We start from the raw sequence: 16956 nt of genomic DNA on the forward strand, positions 1-16956 counted from the left end.
AGCGCCCATCAGTACCCGGCCCCATCCGCCGCCGCGTCGGTCGCAGGCGCGTCCACGTCGTGCTTGCGGTGGGCCTCGCCCATCTTGTCCGCCACTTCCTTGGGCATGTAGTTCTCGTCGTGCTTGGCCAGCAGTTCCTCGGCGACGAAGGTGTCGCCCTGCATGCGGCCGGTAGCGACCACGGCCTGGTCCTCGCGGAACAGGTCGGGGAGGATGCCGGTATAGGACACAGGCATTTCCGCATCGCCGTCGGTCACACGGAAGCGCGCCTCCATCGATCCCACCGGGCGCTGGAACGAATCCTTGGCGACCATGCCGCCCAGGCGGAAGCGCGCGGTGCCGTCGCTGACCTGCGCGCCGGCCTCGCCGGTCAGCACTTCGTTCGGGGTGTACAGGTAGGCGACGTTGCGCTGCAGCGCCATCGCCACCAGGCCCGCGGCAATACCGGCAGCGGCGACCAGGGCAAGTATCAGGAGCAGTCGGCGGCGGCGGATCGGGTTCATCGGGTCAACTCGGGGGGGTGGGGGCCGCGGCGCGGGGCGGTGCGGGCGGCACGCAGCAGCGCGGCGCGACGGGCACGGCGGATCTGCAGGTGGGGGACGATCAACTCGTAGGCCATGACCAGCACGAACACTACGTAGGCGGCGACCACGTATTCCAGGTAGGTCATCGCGGTGTCCCTGCGGGTTCCACGACCCACGCCTTGCCCGCTTCGCGCTGCAGGTTGTCGGCGCGCGATCGTGCCAGCAGGGCGCCGATGAACCACAGTTTGGTTCCCACCACCATCCAGGCAAGCGGCCACACCATGCTGGCGTCCATCGAGGACTCGCCGAACATCCGGATCGTCTGGCCCTGGTGCAGCGAGTTCCACCACACCACCGAGTAGCGGATCACCGGCAGCAGCACCACGCCCACGATCGCCAGCAAGCCGGCGGCGCGCGCGGCGGCGCGGCGGTCGTCGATGGCGTTGTAGAGACCGATCACGCCCAGGTAGAGGAACAGCAGGATCAGCTCCGTGGTCAGGCGCGGGTCCCAGTCCCACCACGTGCCCCACATCGGCTTGCCCCAGATGGAGCCGGTGGCAAGCGTGATGAGAGTGAACCCGGCACCGATCGGTGCACACGCCATGGCCAGTATCTCGCAGAGCTTGATCCGCCAGACCAGCGCGATCGCTGCATACACTGCCATCAGCGCGAACACCGCCATGCTCATCCATGCGCTGGGCACGTGGATGTAGAGGATGCGGAAGCTGTCACCCTGCTGGTAGTCCGCCGGCACCACCCACAGCGCCCCGTACACGCCGACCGCCATCGCGAGGAAGCCCAGGCCGTAGGCCCAGGGCGCCCAGCGCGCGGCGAAGCGGTCGAAGTAGGGAGGCGATCCGAGTTTGTGGAACCAGCGGACGATTGGATTCATTGCTCTTCGCCCCCTCCCGTGCGGGGCAGGGGAGGGTTGGTGAGGGGGGCCCGTGTCCGACCGCGCGCAGCGGCCATCAGTTCAGCGCGATCCGGATCGCGGCGGCCGCCGCCAGTGGTGCCAGCACCAGTGCCAGCACCAGCCCGGCTGCAAGCAGCAGCAACGCACCGGTGGGGTCCAATCCCTGCGCCGAGGCCGCCACGCTGCCGGCCCCGAACACCAGGACCGGGACGTACAGGGGCAGCGCCAGCAGGGCAACGAGTATACCGGAGCGCCGCATCCCGACCGTCAGCGCGGCCACCACCGAGCCCAGCAGGCTGAGCAGGGGCGTGCCCAGTGCCAGGCCGGCCAGCAGCAGCCCCAGCTGGTCGCGGGGCAGGTACAGCAACTCGCCCAGGACCGGGGTGGCAACCAGCAGCGGCAGCGAGGTGCTGGCCCAGTGCATGAAGGTCCGCACGGCCACCAGCCATGCGAGGGGTACCGGCGCCAGCATCCACTGCTCCAGCGAGCCGTCCTCCGCATCGCCCCGGAACAGGGTATCCAGCGACAGCAGCCCGGCCAGCAGCACCGCGACCCACAGCACCGCGCCCGCCGACGGGGCCAGCGCCTCGCGCTCCCCACCCAGTGCCAGCGCGAACAGCACCACCACCAGCAAGGCGAACAGCGCCGGCTGCATCGCATCGCCCCGGCGGCGCCACAGCAGCCGGGCGTCACGGGCCACCAGCGCGCGGGCGGTGGAGAGGAGCGTGGGCGCGGCGCTCATGACCGCTTCTCCAGCACCAGCGTCCGGGTCCGTACCGGCGGTGCCGCGTACGCCCCGTGCGTGGTCACCAGCGCCGCGCCGCCGGCACGGAGCTGGGCCTGCACCATCCGGTTGACCAGTTCGATGCCGTCAAGGTCCAGGTTGGCGTAGGGCTCGTCCAGCAGCCACATCGGTGCCGGGGACAGCCACAGCCTCGCCAGTCCAAGGCGCTTCTTCTGGCCGGCCGAAAGCTGCCGCAGCAACGCGTCCCCATAGCCGGCCAGGCCGACCATCGCCAGTGCGTTCTCGGGCAACTGGGCGCGCCGCCGTCCGTGCAGGCCGCACTGGAAGTCGAGGTTCTCCATGACGCTGAGGTCGGCCTTCAGTCCGGGCAGGTGCCCCAGGTAGGCCATGGCGCTGGCGCGGCGCGCCGGGCGGGCAGGCTCGCCGTCGATATCGACCGTGCCGCCATCGGCGCGCAGCAGGCCGACCAGGACCCGCAGCAAGGTGGTCTTGCCGGCCCCGTTGTCGCCCTGCACCAGCAGCGCCTCACCGGCGTCCACGGAGAAATCCAATGGGCCGAAGACCGGCAGGTCGTTGCGCGAATAGCGCAGGCCGTTGACGTGCAGCAGGGGTGGCGCGGGATGGTCGGGGGTCGGCAACGGGCGCGGCCAGTCAACTGGGGGCCGGCAATTCTACCGGGCCACCTTCCGCCCGGCGGTCGACCCGCGTGACTCGTGTCGGGTCATTCGACCCAGTCGACGTGGGGCGCCATCGGGGCGCCTTGCGGACGATGCAGCAGCATCTGCAGGCGCACCGGCTGGCCGCGATCCCAAGACAGGATGCCGGCCTGCCCGAACTCCTGCGCCAGGGTCGAGCTCGCGCAGTCGTCCAGTCCCGCGACCAGCCAGCCCGGTTCGCGCCAGTCGCCCTGCGCGCCCTGCGACCAGGCGGCGTGGCGCTGCAGCCCGGCCGCGTCGAGCCGGGTTACAAGCAACGCATCGGCGGTGTCGTTGGCGGCATCGGAGTGGACTTCCGACGCCGGGTTCCAGGCGGTGATGAAGACATAGCGTTCGGCCGGCCAGTACGCCTCCAGGTCGGACGCCACCTGCCCAACGGCCAGGGGCAAGGTGTCGCCATCGATCATCACGCAGTAGCGGGCGCCGGCATACGCCGCCGCCAGGCCTGCGGCATCAACCACGGTGAGCGTGCGCATGGGGCGAGTGTCCAGCGTGGGCGATCGGGTTGCAAACGCGGAAGGCACTGTCGTCCCCACCCTGGGCAGGGTGGGACGGCGCGTTCCCTGGGCATCGGCACTGCATCCCGACCGTTTCGCACGCCGCCATCGCCGGGTTTCGTAGACTCGGCGGCCGTTTCGCTTCATCGAGCCGCCGCCATGCCCGTGCCCGCCCCCGCGACCAAACTTCCCAACGTCGGCACCACGATCTTCACCGTGATGTCGCAGCTCGCCGCCGAACACGGCGCAGTCAACCTGGGGCAGGGGTTCCCCGACTTCGACGTGCCCGAACGGCTGGTGCAGGCGCTGGGGCGCGCCATGCGCGAAGGCAGGAACCAGTACGCGCCGATGACCGGCCTGCCGGTGCTGCGCGAGGCGATCGCAGCCAAGACCGAGCGTTGCTACGGCCATCGCCCCGACCCGGATGCCGAGATCACCGTGACCTCGGGCGCCAGCGAGGCCATCTTCGATGCGGTACACGCCGTGGTGCGGCCCGGCGACGAGGTGATCGTGCTGGACCCCTGCTACGACTGCTACGAACCGGCCATCGACCTGGCCGGTGGCCACGCGGTGCACGTGCCGCTGGACCCGGCGCACTTCCGCGCCGACTGGGACCGCATCCGTGCGGCGGTCACTGCGAATACGCGGATGATCATCACCAACACCCCGCACAACCCGTCGGGCGCGATGTTCAGCGGCGACGACATCGCGCAGTTGGCCGCGTTGCTGCACGACACCGGCATCTACCTGCTGTCGGACGAGGTGTACGAGCACATCGTGTTCGATGGCGCGCGCCACGAGTCGGCCCTGCGCTACCCGGCCCTGCGCGAGCGCGCATTCGTGGTGTCCAGCTTCGGCAAGACCTACCACTGCACCGGCTGGAAGGTCGGCTACTGCATCGCGCCGCCGGCGCTGTCGGCTGAACTGCGCAAGGTCCACCAGTACAACACCTTCTGTACCTTCACCCCGGCGCAGGCGGCGTTCGCCGAGATGATCGAGGCCGAGCCGGCGCATTACGAAGGACTGGGCGCGTTCTACCAGGCCAAGCGCGACCGGTTCCAGGAGCAGTTGCTGGATACGCGGCTGAAGTCGCTGGAGGTGCCCGGTGGCTACTTCCAGCTGGTCGACTACTCGGCGGTGAGCGACCTGGACGACGCCTCGTTCTGCCGCTGGCTGACGGTGGAGAAGGGCGTGTGCGCGATCCCGCTTTCGCCCTTCTATGCCACGCCGCCGCGGCGACAGCACCTGGCCCGGCTGTGCTTCGCCAAGAACGAGGCGACGCTGGATGCTGCAATCGAGCGCCTGAAGGACCTTTGAGCGCAATGATGGATGGAGCGCGCGCGGCCTGAACGGGACCCGGCGGCGATAACCCGGCATTCACCGCGGCGCGCCGATGCTGGCATGGTTTTCCGCCGTGGAGCAGCGCCATGCACGCCAAGCAGATCGACACCCAGACCCCAGCGGCCTCGCGCCGGTTCCGGGCCCTACCCAAAGCGCTCGCGGCGTCCGCGTTGCTGCTTGCCCTGGGTGGCTGTGCCACCGGCATGGGCGGGCTGGGCGGGGCATACCCCGGTGGCTACGGCCAGGGCCAGAGTTATCCGGACCAGTACCGCGGCCAATACGGCAGCCAGCGCCTGCTGGGCACCGTGCAGGGCGTGGATCCCCGCTACGGCCGGATCGTGCTGAGCACCGAAGGCCGCGGAGGGTATGGCGGTGGGCAGGTCGAGGTCATGTACGACCGCAATACCCAGCTGGTCTACCAGGGCCGGGTGCTGCCGGTCGACGGGCTGGAGCGTGGCGACCGCATCAGCGTGGACACCGTGCGTTCGGGCAACCGCCTGGTCGCGCGCCGTATCGAGGTCGTCCACAACGTGCGCGACAGCCGTGGCGGCAGCTACTACGGTGGCGAACTCAACGGCGCGGTCGCGTTCGTCGATACGCGATCGCGCGTGATCGGCCTGACCCGCGGCGGCTACAGCGGCCGCGAGGAGCGCGTGTACTACGACGAGCGCACCGCCGTCGAGTACCGCGGCCAGTTCTACCGCCCCGATGAGCTCGAGCGTGGCGACGTGCTTCGCATCCAGGCCCGTCCCCGTGGCAACGACTGGGTCGCCGAGCGGATCTGGGTCGAAGTGAACGTCCGCGACCGCAGGCGCTGATCGCAGGCAGCCGGGCGGGGCGCGTCGAGGTGGCGCGCCCCGGTACAATGGCCGGATGCCTTTGATAACCCTCCAGGACGTCGACTACAGCGTCGGCGGCCCGCTGCTGCTCCAGAACGTCCAGCTGTCCATCGAACCCGGCGAGCGCATCGCGCTGATCGGCCGCAATGGCGCCGGCAAGTCCACCCTGATGAAACTGATCGCCGGCGAGCTGGTGCCCGACGACGGCGAGGTGCGCCGCGAGGCCACGGCCCGCGTGGCGCGCCTGGAGCAGGAAGTACCTGCGGGTGCGGCCGGCGACGTATGGGACGTGGTCGCCGGCGGCATGGGCGAAGTAGGCACCTGGCTGGCCGAGTACCACCACCTGAGCCATGCCGAGGAGTTCGATGGCGACGCCCTGGCGGAGGTTCAGGGACGGATCGAGGCGGTCGGTGGGTGGAGCCTGGACCAGCGCGTGGTCGAGACGCTGGAGCGCCTCGGGCTGGACGGAGACGCCGCGTTCTCGGGTCTGTCAGGTGGGATGAAGCGTCGGGTGCTGCTGGCGCGCGCGCTGGTTTCGGCCCCCGACCTGCTCTTGCTGGACGAACCGACCAACCACCTCGACATCGAGGCGATCGACTGGCTCGAGACCTTCCTGAAGGGCTGGGCAGGATCGCTGCTGTTCGTCACCCACGACCGGCGCTTCCTGAAGGCGCTGGCAACGCGCATCGTCGAGATCGACCGCGGGCAGGTCACCAGCTGGCCGGGTGACTGGGCCAACTACGAGCGACGCCGCGAGGAGCGCTTGAACGCCGAGGCGCAGGAGAACGCCCGCTTCGACAAGCTGCTTGCGCAGGAGGAAGTCTGGATCCGGCAGGGCATCAAGGCGCGCCGCACCCGTGACGAGGGGCGCGTGCGCCGGCTGAAGACGATGCGCAACGAACGTGCCGAACGGCGTGCGCATACCGGCAACGTGCGGATGGATTTCGCCCAGTCCGAGTCCTCGGGCAAGAAGGTGGTCGAGGCGCGCGACGTGTCGTTCGACTACGGCGGAAAGCCGCTGCTGCGTGACGTGTCCACCACCATCTTCCGGGGCGACCGGATCGGGCTGATCGGGCCCAACGGCAGCGGCAAGACCACCCTGATCAAGGTCCTGCTCGGCGAGCTGGCGCCTACCTCGGGCGAGGTGCGGCTCGGCAGCAACCTGCAGGTGGCGTACTTCGACCAGTACCGCGCGACCCTGCGGGAGGACTGGAACGCGCTGGAGAACGTGTCCGAGGGCCGCGAGTTCGTGGAGGTCGGCGGCAAGAGCAAGCACGTGATCGGCTACCTGCAGGACTTCCTGTTCACTCCCGAGCGCGCGCGGGCGCCGATCACCCGGCTCTCGGGGGGCGAGCGCAACCGCCTGCTGCTGGCCAAGCTGTTCGCACAGCCGTCCAACCTGCTGGTCATGGACGAACCGACCAACGACCTGGACGTCGAGACCCTGGAGCTGCTCGAGGAGATCCTCGGCGACTACGCCGGCACGCTGCTGCTGGTCAGCCACGACCGAGACTTCCTGGACAACGTGGTGACCTCCACCCTGGTGATGGAAGGCGACGGCCGCGTCGGCGAGTACGTCGGCGGTTACAGCGACTGGCTGCGCCAGCGCCGGGTCGAATTCACCGCGCCGGCGCCGTCCGGGCCGGTTTCGATGCCGGTGTCCCCGATCGCGGCTGCCGCCACCACGCCCTCCGCGCCGCGGCGCAAGCTCGGGTTCAAGGAGTCGCGCGAACTGGAGCAGCTTCCCGGGCGGATCGAGGCGCTGGAAACACGTATCGCGCAGCTTTCAGCGGCGATGGCGGAACCCGCCTACTTCCAGCGCGAACCCGCGGCGGTCGCCTCCGACAATGCCGCCCTGGCCGAGGCACAGCAGCAGCTCGAGGTTGCATTCGCCCGCTGGGCGGAACTGGACGGGTAGGGCCCGGTCTTCAGCTTCGGCTCCGCGCCAGGGGATCGATGGTGGTGCGCCGGCATTGGGCTCGACCGGGCAGCGCGTACAGGCGCTTGCGATACGTCGCGCGCGCCCTGATCGACTTCCCGGCGCGATGGAGTCCGTCCGGCGAAATCCCGTCGTTGCCCTCGTCGTTGCCGGGACGGTCATGTTTGCCGGCCCCTGGGGATCGGTGGCGGCGGCCGTCAAGGACCAGTCGTCTGCCGGTTTCACCATCGAGCATGGAGCCGTGGTCGCCATCGACGCGGCAACCGCATGGACGCGCTGGTCAATGGCGTCGATCGCTGGTGGCCCAAGGACCACACGTGGTGGGGCGTGGAATCGGCGCTGTCGATCGATGCGCGCGCAGGCGGCTGCTTCTGCGAGGTGGGTGGCGACCGCCAGGCGCGTCACCTCGAAGTGGTCTTCACCGAGCCGGGCACGCCGTTGCGCATGACCGGCGGGCTGGGTCCGCTGCAGGGCGTGGGCCTGGACGGCGTGCTCGAATTCCGCCTGCAACCGGTCCGGGGCCCGGATGGCGCGGAGCGCCCGGACCTGACCCGGATCGTGTTGCACTACCGCGCCGGCGGCTACGCACCCGACCACATCGGGGCGTTCGCCCCGGTAGTCGACCGCGTGCAGGCGGCCCAGCTCAAGGGCCTGGTCGACCATCTCGCCATGATTGGGGCCGACGCCGCACCCTGAGAGAACGGTGCGGGCGCTTCCACGCGGGACTTCAGCCGATGAAGCCGCCGCCATTCACGTGCAGGAACTGGCCGGTCACGTAGCTGCTGTCGTCGCACGCGAGGTAGACGTAGGCCGGGCCCAGCTCGCTGGGCTGGCCGGGGCGCTTCATCGGCGTGTCGCGACCGAACTCGCGCTGTTGCTTCTTGTTGAAGCTGGAGGTGATCAGCGGGGTCCAGATCGGGCCGGGTGCCACGCCGTTCACGCGGATGCCGCGGTCGACCACGTTCTTGGCCAGCGAGTAGGTGAACGTCTCGATCGCACCCTTGGTGGCGGCGTAGTCGATCAGGTGGTCGCTGCCACGGAAGGAGGTGACCGAGCCGGTGTTGATGATCGCGCTTCCCTCCTGCATGTGCGCCAGGGCGTGGCGTGACAGGTGGAAGAAGGGATACACGTTGTTCTCGAAGGTGTCGCGCAACTGCGCGGGCGTGATCTCCTCCAGCGTGTCCTGGGGGACGTGGTCGGCGAGGTTGTTGACCAGCACGTCCAGCCGGCCCAGCGTCTTCACCGTCCGTGCCACGGCCGAGCGGCACAGCGCCTCGCGCCGGGCGTCGCCGCGGATCTGCAGGCAGCGCCGGCCTTCGGCCTCGACCATGTCGGCGGTGTCGCGTGCATCGCCGTCCTCGCTGAGATACAGGATGGCGACGTCCGCGCCTTCGCGGGCGAAGTGGACCGCGACCGAGCGTCCGATGCCGCTGTCGCCCCCGGTCACCAGCGCCACCTTGCCCTCCAGCTTGCCGGAACCGCGATAGCCCTCGCGGATGGTCTCGGGTCGCGGCGTCATCGATCGCTGGCTGCCGGGGGATGCCTGCTTGCGGGTGGCCATGGGCGTCTCCTGGGTGGGGGAGCCATGGTCGGCAACCAGGCGTGGCCGGCTGATGAAGTGGCGGCACTCCCCGTATGCGCGCGCCCTCAATCCTGGAGTGGACCTCACACCGGGCGAAGCGTAGGTCGCCGCATTGCCAGCGGATCAGCGCCTCAAGGCCAGGGCCTGCAGGAGCGGCTTCAGCCCCTATCGTCGCCACAGCGGGTCAAGCTTCCACACCCTGCGGGGTCGGTCCCGGAGAACCCGGGCAAGCCCGGATTCCCCGCAAAGACCGACCCACCTTGTTCACCTCAGCGAGGTGCGGTATCGACCCGCAGTACAGGGTAGAGGTTGAAGCGGTCGTCCCATGCACTGTGGCGACGGTAGAAGAAGTCCAGGCGCGCCGACGGGTCCTTGGCGAAGGCGGCGTCTTCGCGCAGGCGCCGTTCGAACGTCGCTTTCAGCGCGGGATCCGCCGCCAGCATCTCCCGCGCAACGGCCTCGGCCACGTACGGCTCCATGTACTCCTTGCGTTCGAAGTGGTTGTTGAACAGGCCCCATGCCGCCAGCGAGTCGGGTGCCTGTGGCTCCAGCAGGGCCATCACCAGGCGCGACAGGGGCTGCGCAATGGGCACGAACAGAGCGCCCGCGGCTACGTCGTGCGTCTCCGCCGCCCACGTCCCCTCGACGGTCAGCCGCTGGTGGCTTTCCATCGGTCGCGGCGCGAACTCCGTCTTTTCCGCACGGAATGCCTGCGCCGCCACCTCGCCCGGTGCCTTGTCGAGGCTGCGGTATTGCACGCCATGCACGTCCAGGCGCCGGGACACCCAGTCCGCGTGCGCCGCGGGCACCAGATAGCCCGCACCCGGCGCCTTGACCACGCGACCCGGCACCACCTCGTCGCGTACCGGGATGGTCCAGGCCTGTGGCGTGGTCTCGTCATAGCGCGTCACCAGCGCACCGGATACGTCCGACGGCGTGCGCGTGTAGGCATAGCCGCGGAACTGCATCGTCCGCGCCTTGTCGGTGGCCTTGTAATCCAGTGGCACCGGCTGGCCGGCCAGCGCGGCGGCGCGAACGTCCGCCGCCCTGGTCGCGTCCAACCACTGGCTGCCGTGCTGGGCCACCAGTTCGGCCACGGCCACGATCGTATTGCGGGTCAGGGCCACGCGGGTGGAGTAGTCCTTCCACGAGTGGGTTTCGACCAGCATCCCGAAGCGGTTGCGCACCTGCATGTAGCCCTGCGAGAACCGTGGCGGCGCGGCGCCGTCCTCGATGCCGGAAGCGGGGTTGTCGTGCTCGACGAACGAGGGGTAGAAGGGCAGCGGCAATGCGCCGTCCGCGGCGAGCCGCGCGATGGTGGCGTCGCGCAGCTGCGTGCCGATTACCCGCAGTACCTCGTCGCCGCCGTGCAGCGGCTCGACCTGGATGGCGATGTCGTGCTCGAACTGCGCGCCGTTGGTAGCGTGCAGGTCCACGTAAACCAGCGGATCCCATGCTCCGACCAACCCCAGCATCGCGCGCATTTCGGGCGCATCGGCCTTCAGGTAATCGCGGTTGAGGTTGTAGTTCTGCGCGGTGGTACGCCAGCCCATCTGTTCGGGCCCCCGCTGGTTGGGCCGGTTCCACGCACCGAACCGCTCATGGCCGTCGACGTTGAACACCGGCACGAACAACAGTACCTGGCGCTCGAGTGCGCCCGGGGCAGCCTCGCCGTCGAGGATCTGCCGCAGCGCCAGGAAGCCGGCGTCCTTGCCGTCGATCTCGCCCGCATGGATGCCGCCCTGCATCAGCGTCACCGGGATGCCGCGAGCCGCCGCCTCGACCGCGGTGAAGGCACCGGTGTCGGTGGCAACCAGCAGGTGCATCGGCCGCCCCTCGGGCGTGGTGCCGAATTGCTCGCAGCGCACCCGTTCCGGGTAGTGCGCCGCGAACGCCCCGCACAGGCGGGTCACCTCGTCGTAGCGACCGGTCTGGGTGAACCCGGACCGCTCGGCATGGGTGGCGAGGGCGGAGGGCTGTGCGGTCGCGGTCGCCGGCAGGGCGAGCACGGCGGCCAGCAGGGCGGGACGGAGGGTAGGCGTCATCGGCGGGCTCCAGGGGCAGGGGGGCGATGGTAAAGCAGGGCACCCGCGCCACCCGGACCGCGCCCGCACGCCCTAGACTTGTCGTTCCTGCAGGAGTCTCCGCCATGCACGTCCTCTACTACTCCCCCGGCGCGGCCAGTTTCGCGGTGCACTGGCTCCTGCTGGAGCTGGAGATCGACCACGAACTGCGCGCCCTGGACCTCAAGGCCGGCGAGCAGAAACAGGCCGATTACCTCGCGCTCAACCCCGACGGCGTGGTGCCCACCCTGGTGGTGGACGGCCAGCCGATGACCGAGGCGGCGGCGTTGTTGCTGACGCTGGCGGACGCGCATCCCGGGTGCGGCCTGGCGCCTCCTTGCGGTGACCCGCTGCGTGCGCGCCTGCACCAGTGGATGTTCCACCTGGCCAACGCGGTGCAGCCGCTGTTCCGCCTGTGGTGGTACCCGCACGAAGCCGCGGGCCAGGCCCATGCCGATGCTGCGCGCGATTCGGTGCGGCCGCGGATCGAGGCCTGCTGGGATCGAATCGACGCGCACCTGGGAGCCAACGGCCCGTACCTGCTGGGGGACGCGGTCAGCGTGGCGGACTTCTACCTGGCCATGCTGATGCGCTGGTCGCGCAACATGCCGCGACCGGCAACCTCGTGGCCGCATCTGGCCGCGTACGCCCGACGGATGCGCGCGCGCCCCACCTTCCGGCGGCTGTACGAGCGCGAAGGCCTGGAGGAGTGGGCCTGAGCCTGAACGCGTGCGGCACATCGGGTAGGCTGCGCGCTTCGCTTCGCGGCCGTCCTGGTCGCACTGCCGCTACCGGACCCGCTGCCTGATGTTGACCCTGATCCTGATCGCGGTGACCGTGCTGGTCACCTGGCTGGCCTTCAACAATCCGCGCCTGCTTGAACGACTGATCCTCTGGCCCCCGGCGATCGACCGCAAGCACCAGTACGACCGGCTGCTGACCCACGGCTTCATCCACGCCGACTGGCAGCACCTGCTGTTCAACATGATCACGCTGTTCTTCTTCGGTCGCTTTGCCGAGCAGGTGATCGGCTCGATGATCGGCCCGGTCGGCTACGTGCTGTTCTACCTGTCGGCGATCGTGATCGCGATCCTGCCGACCTACCTGCGCCATCGGCATGACGTGCAGTACCGCAGCCTGGGTGCCTCGGGTGCGGTGTCGGCGGTGCTGTTCGCCTTCATCCTGGTGCAGCCGTGGTCGCTGATCTTCGTGTTCTTCCTGCCGGTGCCGGCGATCCTCTACGGCGTGTTCTACGTCGGCTACTCATTCTGGATGGATCGGCAGGGCGGTGACAACACCAACCACAGCGCGCACCTCTCCGGGGCGATCTACGGCGTGCTGTTCATGCTGCTGATGGAGCCGCGCATCGCCGGCGTGTTCCTGGAGCGACTGGCCAGCCCCTCGTTTGGCTGACCCGCGCGTGCCGCCGGATTGCCGGCGCCCCAGGTCACGGCCCGGGGCATCGGGTCAGGCAGCCAGTGGCCCGGCGTCTCCCGGGCCGGTCGATGGCTCCGCGTAGGCCTCGGCAAGGCGCTCGTAGACGACCGCGTCAAGCCGGACCAGTTCGCCCTCGTCGCCGCCCTTGAAGGCGATCTCGAACAGGCGCTCCATCAGCTCGAAGTCGCCGACGCCATCGACCGGGTGGTGCTGCAACACGTCCATCGACCTTTCCCAGGAGAGCGCGAGGCCCGTTGCCCGTTTCCTGCAGGATCCGTGCCGGAACCTGCATGGAGGCCCGGTACGGAGCCGATCGGTCGGTCGTGGGCAATGCAGTGGCAGACGCCTGCCTCGATCGTCATGCAGGCGACTGGCGCCTTCCTGCACTCACCCGCCTTGAATGTTTGCCGTGCTAACACGCAACGGTGACGGTCGAAGCCGTCCCAGCCCGTCCACGACACTCCAGGAGGCACGCATGGCGACCCGTAAAGCCGCCAAGAAGAACGCCAGCAAGACCAAGGCGACCGGCACGTCCACCGGCACGCGCAAGACGGTCAAAAAGGTCGCGACCAGGAAGGTGACAGCGAAGAAGGTGGCAGCCAAAAAGGCCGCGACCCGGAAAGCACCTGCCAAGAAGGCTTCTGCCCGGACGGTAGCGAAAAAGACAACGGCGAAGAAGGCAACGGCGAAGAAGGTGGCAGCCAAGAAGGCCGCGACCCGGAAAGCGCCTGCCAAGAAGGCTTCTGCCCGCTCGGTAGCGAAAAAGACAGCGGCGAAGAAGGCAACGGCGAAGAAAGCAACGGCGAAGAAAGCAACGGCGAAGAAAGCAACGGCGAAGAAGGCTGCTACCAGAAAGCCGGCTAGCGGGAAGACGACGGCCAGGACAGCCGCCGCCCAGAAGACGCCAGCCCGCAAATCCGCCTCCAGCACGTCCGTGGGCAGTAAGGCTGCGGTCAAGAAGGCGGCTGCCAGGACGTCGACTGTCAAGACGTCTGCGACAAGCAGGGTGTCTGCGAAGAAGACATCGGCGAAGAAGGCACCGTTGGTCAGGTCCCCCGCTTCCAGCAACGCCCGGGGAGCAGCCGCGGGGAAAACCGCCAACAAGCAGGTGGGCAAGAGCAGCCAGTCGACGGCACGCAAGCCCACATCGGGCAAGCGCGCGGCGTCCCGGAAGCGGGCCATCACGCCCGAGCAGGCCTTGGCGAATACCCGCAAGCTCCTGGCCGCCAAGCAGGCCCACGACCGCGAGCCCCAGCCCTGGCAGCAACTTGGCAGCCCGGGCTCGCACGTGAACGAGGCCGGCTTCCAGTCCGCGGAGGCCGCGGCCAAGGCGGAGGAACTGCACGCAGCCGAAAGCCGGATGGATGCCATCCAGGGCAGCATCGGCACCCAGGACCGCCACCACCAGGGCAAGCGCGACAGCCGCTGACCGCCCGTCTTTCCGACCACCAAGGGCCGCACCCGTCCGCGGGGCGGCCCCGGGAGTACTGCATGAGCGAACAGGACCTTTCGATCCAGCACGATTCCGACGTGCACCGATTTGCCGCCACCGTCGAGGGCGAACGGGCGTACATCGACTACCGGCTCGACGGGGGTGTGATGACCCTCACCCACACCTGGGTGCCGGATGCGATCGGGGGCCGCGGGATCGCCGGGAAACTGGTCAAGCGGGCGCTGGAGCATGCCCGGGCCGAGGGGCTGCGCGTGGATCCCGCGTGCTCGTACGCCGATAGCTGGATGCGCCGGCACCCCGACGTGGACGACCTGAGGGTCCAGACGGCCTGACCGCCCGCCCCGTGCGCTGCGGCGCGCGGGTGCGACAGGCGCACGGGGTGGGGCGGTGTCGGCGACAGCAGGCGGGCCCCTGCGTAGAATCCGCTGATGTCCCTCCATGCAGCCGCCTTTGACGCACTACCGCTGCAGGTCTGGACCTCGCGTCCGGATGGCACGTTGGACTTCGTCAACCGCGCCGTGACCGACTATTTCTGCGCCACCCCGGACCGGTTGCTGTCCAACGGCTGGAAGAACCTCTGCCACCCCCACGACCTGGTCGAGGCCGGGCGGTGCTGGTCGCACTCGCTCCTGACCGGTGATCCCTACGAGGTCGAGTTCCGGCTGCTCAGGGGCGCCGACCGCCAGTACCGCTGGCACCTCGCACGCGCACTGCCGGTCCGTGATGGCGATGACGCGATCCTCGGGTGGGTTGGAACCAACACCGACGTCGATGCGATCAAGCGCTCGCAGGAGCAGGGCCAGGCCCTGTCCGCCCGTGCCCGCGGCGACGTCGAACGGCTGCTCGCCGAGCGCGCGGCCGTGCTGGGGAACCTGTCGGAGGGCGTGGTCATGACCGATGCGACCGGGCGCATCACCTTTGCCAACCGGCGTGCCGAGGCACTCCACGGCTGCGCCTTGCTGGACGCGCCGCCCGAGCGTTACGCCCAGGCCTGCAGCCATTACACCGCCTCGGGGGAACCGTGTCCTCCAGACGCGCTGCCGATGGCCCGCGCGATCACCGGCGACGAGGCGGTCCACGGTGCACGCTGGCGGATACGGCGCGGGGACGGCACCGACATCCTGGTCGAGGCTGAGGCCAGGCCGCTGCATTCCTCCCAGGGACACAAGCTTGGCGCGGTCATGGTGCTGCGCGAAGTGCCCCAGCCCGACCGGCCGCACAGCGAGTACTGATCCAGACATGCGACTCAACAAATTCATCAGCGATACCGGCGCCTGCTCGCGCCGCGAGGCCGACCGCTACATCGCCGAGGGGCGGGTCACGGTCAACGGCGTGCGGGGCCGCGTCGGCAGCGAGGTGGGCGAGGGCGACACCGTGCTGGTCGACGGCCAGGCGTTGCGGGCACGCACCGCCACCAAGGGCAAGCGGCGGCATGTCTACATCGCGTTGAACAAGCCGGTGGGCGTGGTGTGCACCACCGAGTCGGCGGTCAAGGACAACATCGTCGACTTCGTAGGCCACCAGCAGCGCATCTTTCCCATCGGTCGACTGGACAAGGATTCCGAAGGCCTGATCCTGATGACCAGCAACGGCGACATCGTCAACGAGATCCTTCGCGCGGAGAACAAGCTGGAGAAGGAGTACCTGGTGGGCGTCAACAACGCGGTGACCGACGAGTTCCTTCGCGGCATGGCGCGAGGGGTGCCGGTGCACGGGCAGATGACGCTCCCCTGCAAGACCGTGCGCCTGGGCAAGTTCGGCTTCCGGGTCGTGCTGGTGCAGGGGCTCAACCGTCAGATCCGGTTGATGGCCCAGCACTTCGGCTACCGGGTCAAGCGACTGGTGCGCGTGCGCATCGGCAACGTCAAGCTGGCACGCCTCAAGACCGGCCAATGGCGCAACCTCACCGACGCCGAATTGCAACGCCTGCTGCCCGCACGCACCGACTGGTAATCCGCGACGCGCGATTCGGTTCCCCGGGGCGCAAGGCATGTGCGCGGCGTAGATCGTGGCGTCACGCCACCGCCCCTATCGTCGCCGGCAGCCATAAGGAATTGCAGTCGATGACCCGCCCCTTTGCCTGGACCCTGTCGCTCGTGTTCGCGCTTTCATTCGCCCTGCCCGGATGCTCCGGCGACCCGGAGCCGATTGACCCGGCGGCGGGCGCGCCCACCCCGGCCACCGCCGAACCCGCTCCGGCGGTCGAGCCGGTGGAGCTGGAGGACGTGGTCGAGACGACGTCCGACTACATCATCGGAATCAGCTACCCACCCGGCGCGGAGCGTTATCCGGGGCTGGCCGCGGAACTCAAGCGCTTCGCCGATGACACCCGGGCCGAACTGCTGGACGCCATCGCCGAGCGGGGCGAAGGGTCGTCGGAAGGCCTGTACGACCTTTCCCTGACGTTTACAGAAGTCCTGGATTCGCCGCAGATGGTGGCTGTCGCCGCCGACGGCAGCATGTACACCGGCGGCGCGCACGCCGCGCCCATCCTGGCGCGCTTCGTGTGGCTTCCCCGGCAGCAGCGCATGCTGCGCGCCCAGGACCTGGTGCCCAGCGAGGATGGTTGGGAGGCGATCTCCGCGCATGTTCGCGAGCAATTGCACACCGCACTGTCGCAGCGCATGGACGCCGACAAGCTGCCGTCGGATCAGCGCGCCGAGGTGGTGCGGACGGCGGGTAGCATGATCGACGAGGGCACTGGGGCGTCGGCCCGGAACTTCGGCCAGTTCGAGCCCGTCGCCCGCCCGGATGGCACGTTGAGCGGGCTGCGCTTCGTGTTCCCGCCCTACCAGGTGGGCCCGTACTCGGATGGCACGCAGAGCGTGCAGGTGCCGTCGGCAGTGTTGCTGCCGCACGTGGCCCGCGAGTACCAGCCGCTGTTCGCCGACAGCTGACCGGGCGCCG

The 16956-nt window shown here is 69.2% G+C and carries 20 protein-coding genes and 1 pseudogene; 12 read left to right on the forward strand and 9 right to left on the reverse strand.

The window, feature by feature from the left end:
- Positions 1–8: 8 nt before the first annotated feature.
- The 6 genes from ccmE to ACJQWL_RS00915 all read right to left on the reverse strand — a co-directional run bounded on the left by ccmE (position 9) and on the right by ACJQWL_RS00915 (position 3374).
- Positions 9–503, reverse strand: a complete 495-nt coding sequence (gene ccmE / locus ACJQWL_RS00890) for a cytochrome c maturation protein CcmE (protein ID WP_411300669.1) — start codon at positions 501–503, stop codon at positions 9–11.
- Entirely contained in the window at positions 500–670 is a 171-nt protein-coding gene (ccmD, locus tag ACJQWL_RS00895; RefSeq protein ID WP_330967994.1) for a heme exporter protein CcmD, read from the reverse strand. The genes ccmE and ccmD overlap by 4 nt, the downstream gene beginning before the upstream one ends.
- Positions 667–1416, reverse strand: coding sequence for a heme ABC transporter permease CcmC (ccmC, locus tag ACJQWL_RS00900; protein WP_330967993.1), 750 nt, complete (start codon positions 1414–1416; stop codon positions 667–669). The genes ccmD and ccmC overlap by 4 nt, the downstream gene beginning before the upstream one ends.
- Positions 1417–1492: 76 nt before the next feature.
- Entirely contained in the window at positions 1493–2179 is a 687-nt protein-coding gene (ccmB, locus tag ACJQWL_RS00905; RefSeq protein ID WP_330967992.1) for a heme exporter protein CcmB, read from the reverse strand.
- Positions 2176–2820, reverse strand: coding sequence for a heme ABC exporter ATP-binding protein CcmA (gene ccmA / locus ACJQWL_RS00910; protein ID WP_330967991.1), 645 nt, complete (start codon positions 2818–2820; stop codon positions 2176–2178). Before ccmA ends, ccmB begins: the two co-directional genes overlap by 4 nt.
- Positions 2821–2903: 83 nt before the next feature.
- Positions 2904–3374 (reverse strand): DUF3293 domain-containing protein, encoded by a 471-nt coding sequence (locus ACJQWL_RS00915; RefSeq protein ID WP_330967990.1) that lies wholly within the window; start codon positions 3372–3374, stop codon positions 2904–2906.
- Between the two features lie 180 nt (positions 3375–3554).
- On the opposite strand from ACJQWL_RS00915, the gene ACJQWL_RS00920 reads away from it, so the two are divergent.
- The 4 genes from ACJQWL_RS00920 to ACJQWL_RS00935 all read left to right on the forward strand — a co-directional run bounded on the left by ACJQWL_RS00920 (position 3555) and on the right by ACJQWL_RS00935 (position 8210).
- On the forward strand, positions 3555–4712 hold the full coding sequence (locus ACJQWL_RS00920) for a pyridoxal phosphate-dependent aminotransferase (RefSeq protein WP_330967989.1): 1158 nt from the start codon (positions 3555–3557) through the stop codon (positions 4710–4712).
- Positions 4713–4822: 110 nt separating this feature from the next.
- Complete coding sequence (locus ACJQWL_RS00925; RefSeq protein WP_330967988.1) at positions 4823–5554, forward strand: DUF5666 domain-containing protein; 732 nt, start codon at positions 4823–4825, stop codon at positions 5552–5554.
- Positions 5555–5609: 55 nt separating this feature from the next.
- On the forward strand, positions 5610–7493 hold the full coding sequence (locus tag ACJQWL_RS00930; protein WP_330967987.1) for an ATP-binding cassette domain-containing protein: 1884 nt from the start codon (positions 5610–5612) through the stop codon (positions 7491–7493).
- A 288-nt stretch (positions 7494–7781) separates the two neighbouring features.
- Positions 7782–8210, forward strand: a complete 429-nt coding sequence (locus ACJQWL_RS00935; RefSeq protein WP_330967986.1) for a hypothetical protein — start codon at positions 7782–7784, stop codon at positions 8208–8210.
- A 31-nt stretch (positions 8211–8241) separates the two neighbouring features.
- Here the strand turns inward: ACJQWL_RS00935 and ACJQWL_RS00940 are convergent, their stop codons facing one another.
- A complete protein-coding gene (locus tag ACJQWL_RS00940) occupies positions 8242–9075 on the reverse strand; it encodes an SDR family oxidoreductase (RefSeq protein WP_330967985.1) in 834 nt (277 codons plus the stop codon).
- A 290-nt stretch (positions 9076–9365) separates the two neighbouring features.
- A complete protein-coding gene (locus ACJQWL_RS00945; RefSeq protein WP_330967984.1) occupies positions 9366–11141 on the reverse strand; it encodes a M14 family metallopeptidase in 1776 nt (591 codons plus the stop codon).
- A 104-nt stretch (positions 11142–11245) separates the two neighbouring features.
- Between ACJQWL_RS00945 and ACJQWL_RS00950 the strand changes: the two genes are divergently transcribed.
- Both ACJQWL_RS00950 and ACJQWL_RS00955 read left to right on the forward strand, forming a co-directional pair.
- Positions 11246–11878 carry a glutathione S-transferase family protein gene (locus ACJQWL_RS00950; RefSeq protein ID WP_330967983.1) on the forward strand — a complete coding sequence of 211 codons (633 nt, stop codon included), beginning with the start codon at positions 11246–11248 and terminating at the stop codon, positions 11876–11878.
- 88 nt (positions 11879–11966) lie between these two features.
- Complete coding sequence (locus ACJQWL_RS00955; RefSeq protein ID WP_330967982.1) at positions 11967–12572, forward strand: rhomboid family intramembrane serine protease; 606 nt, start codon at positions 11967–11969, stop codon at positions 12570–12572.
- A 54-nt stretch (positions 12573–12626) separates the two neighbouring features.
- On the opposite strand, the gene ACJQWL_RS00960 is transcribed toward ACJQWL_RS00955, so the two are convergent.
- Complete coding sequence (locus ACJQWL_RS00960) at positions 12627–12821, reverse strand: hypothetical protein (protein ID WP_330967981.1); 195 nt, start codon at positions 12819–12821, stop codon at positions 12627–12629.
- A 250-nt stretch (positions 12822–13071) separates the two neighbouring features.
- Here ACJQWL_RS00960 and ACJQWL_RS00965 point away from each other — a divergent pair.
- The 6 genes and pseudogenes from ACJQWL_RS00965 to ACJQWL_RS00990 all read left to right on the forward strand — a co-directional run.
- A pseudogene (locus ACJQWL_RS00965) lies at positions 13072–13386 on the forward strand (hypothetical protein); the annotation flags it as partial.
- Between the two features lie 408 nt (positions 13387–13794).
- On the forward strand, positions 13795–14025 hold the full coding sequence (locus tag ACJQWL_RS00970; RefSeq protein ID WP_330967979.1) for a hypothetical protein: 231 nt from the start codon (positions 13795–13797) through the stop codon (positions 14023–14025).
- Between the two features lie 62 nt (positions 14026–14087).
- Complete coding sequence (locus tag ACJQWL_RS00975; protein WP_330967978.1) at positions 14088–14381, forward strand: GNAT family N-acetyltransferase; 294 nt, start codon at positions 14088–14090, stop codon at positions 14379–14381.
- A gap of 96 nt (positions 14382–14477) precedes the next feature.
- A complete protein-coding gene (locus ACJQWL_RS00980; RefSeq protein WP_330967977.1) occupies positions 14478–15281 on the forward strand; it encodes a PAS domain-containing protein in 804 nt (267 codons plus the stop codon).
- A 7-nt stretch (positions 15282–15288) separates the two neighbouring features.
- Positions 15289–16002, forward strand: a complete 714-nt coding sequence (gene rluF, locus ACJQWL_RS00985) for a 23S rRNA pseudouridine(2604) synthase RluF (RefSeq protein ID WP_330967976.1) — start codon at positions 15289–15291, stop codon at positions 16000–16002.
- A 110-nt stretch (positions 16003–16112) separates the two neighbouring features.
- On the forward strand, positions 16113–16946 hold the full coding sequence (locus tag ACJQWL_RS00990) for an RsiV family protein (protein WP_330967975.1): 834 nt from the start codon (positions 16113–16115) through the stop codon (positions 16944–16946).
- Positions 16947–16956: the final 10 nt, after the last annotated feature.

It is taken from the genome of Novilysobacter viscosus (assembly GCF_046600715.1).
In the GTDB taxonomy this organism is placed as follows: domain Bacteria; phylum Pseudomonadota; class Gammaproteobacteria; order Xanthomonadales; family Xanthomonadaceae; genus Lysobacter_C; species Lysobacter_C viscosus.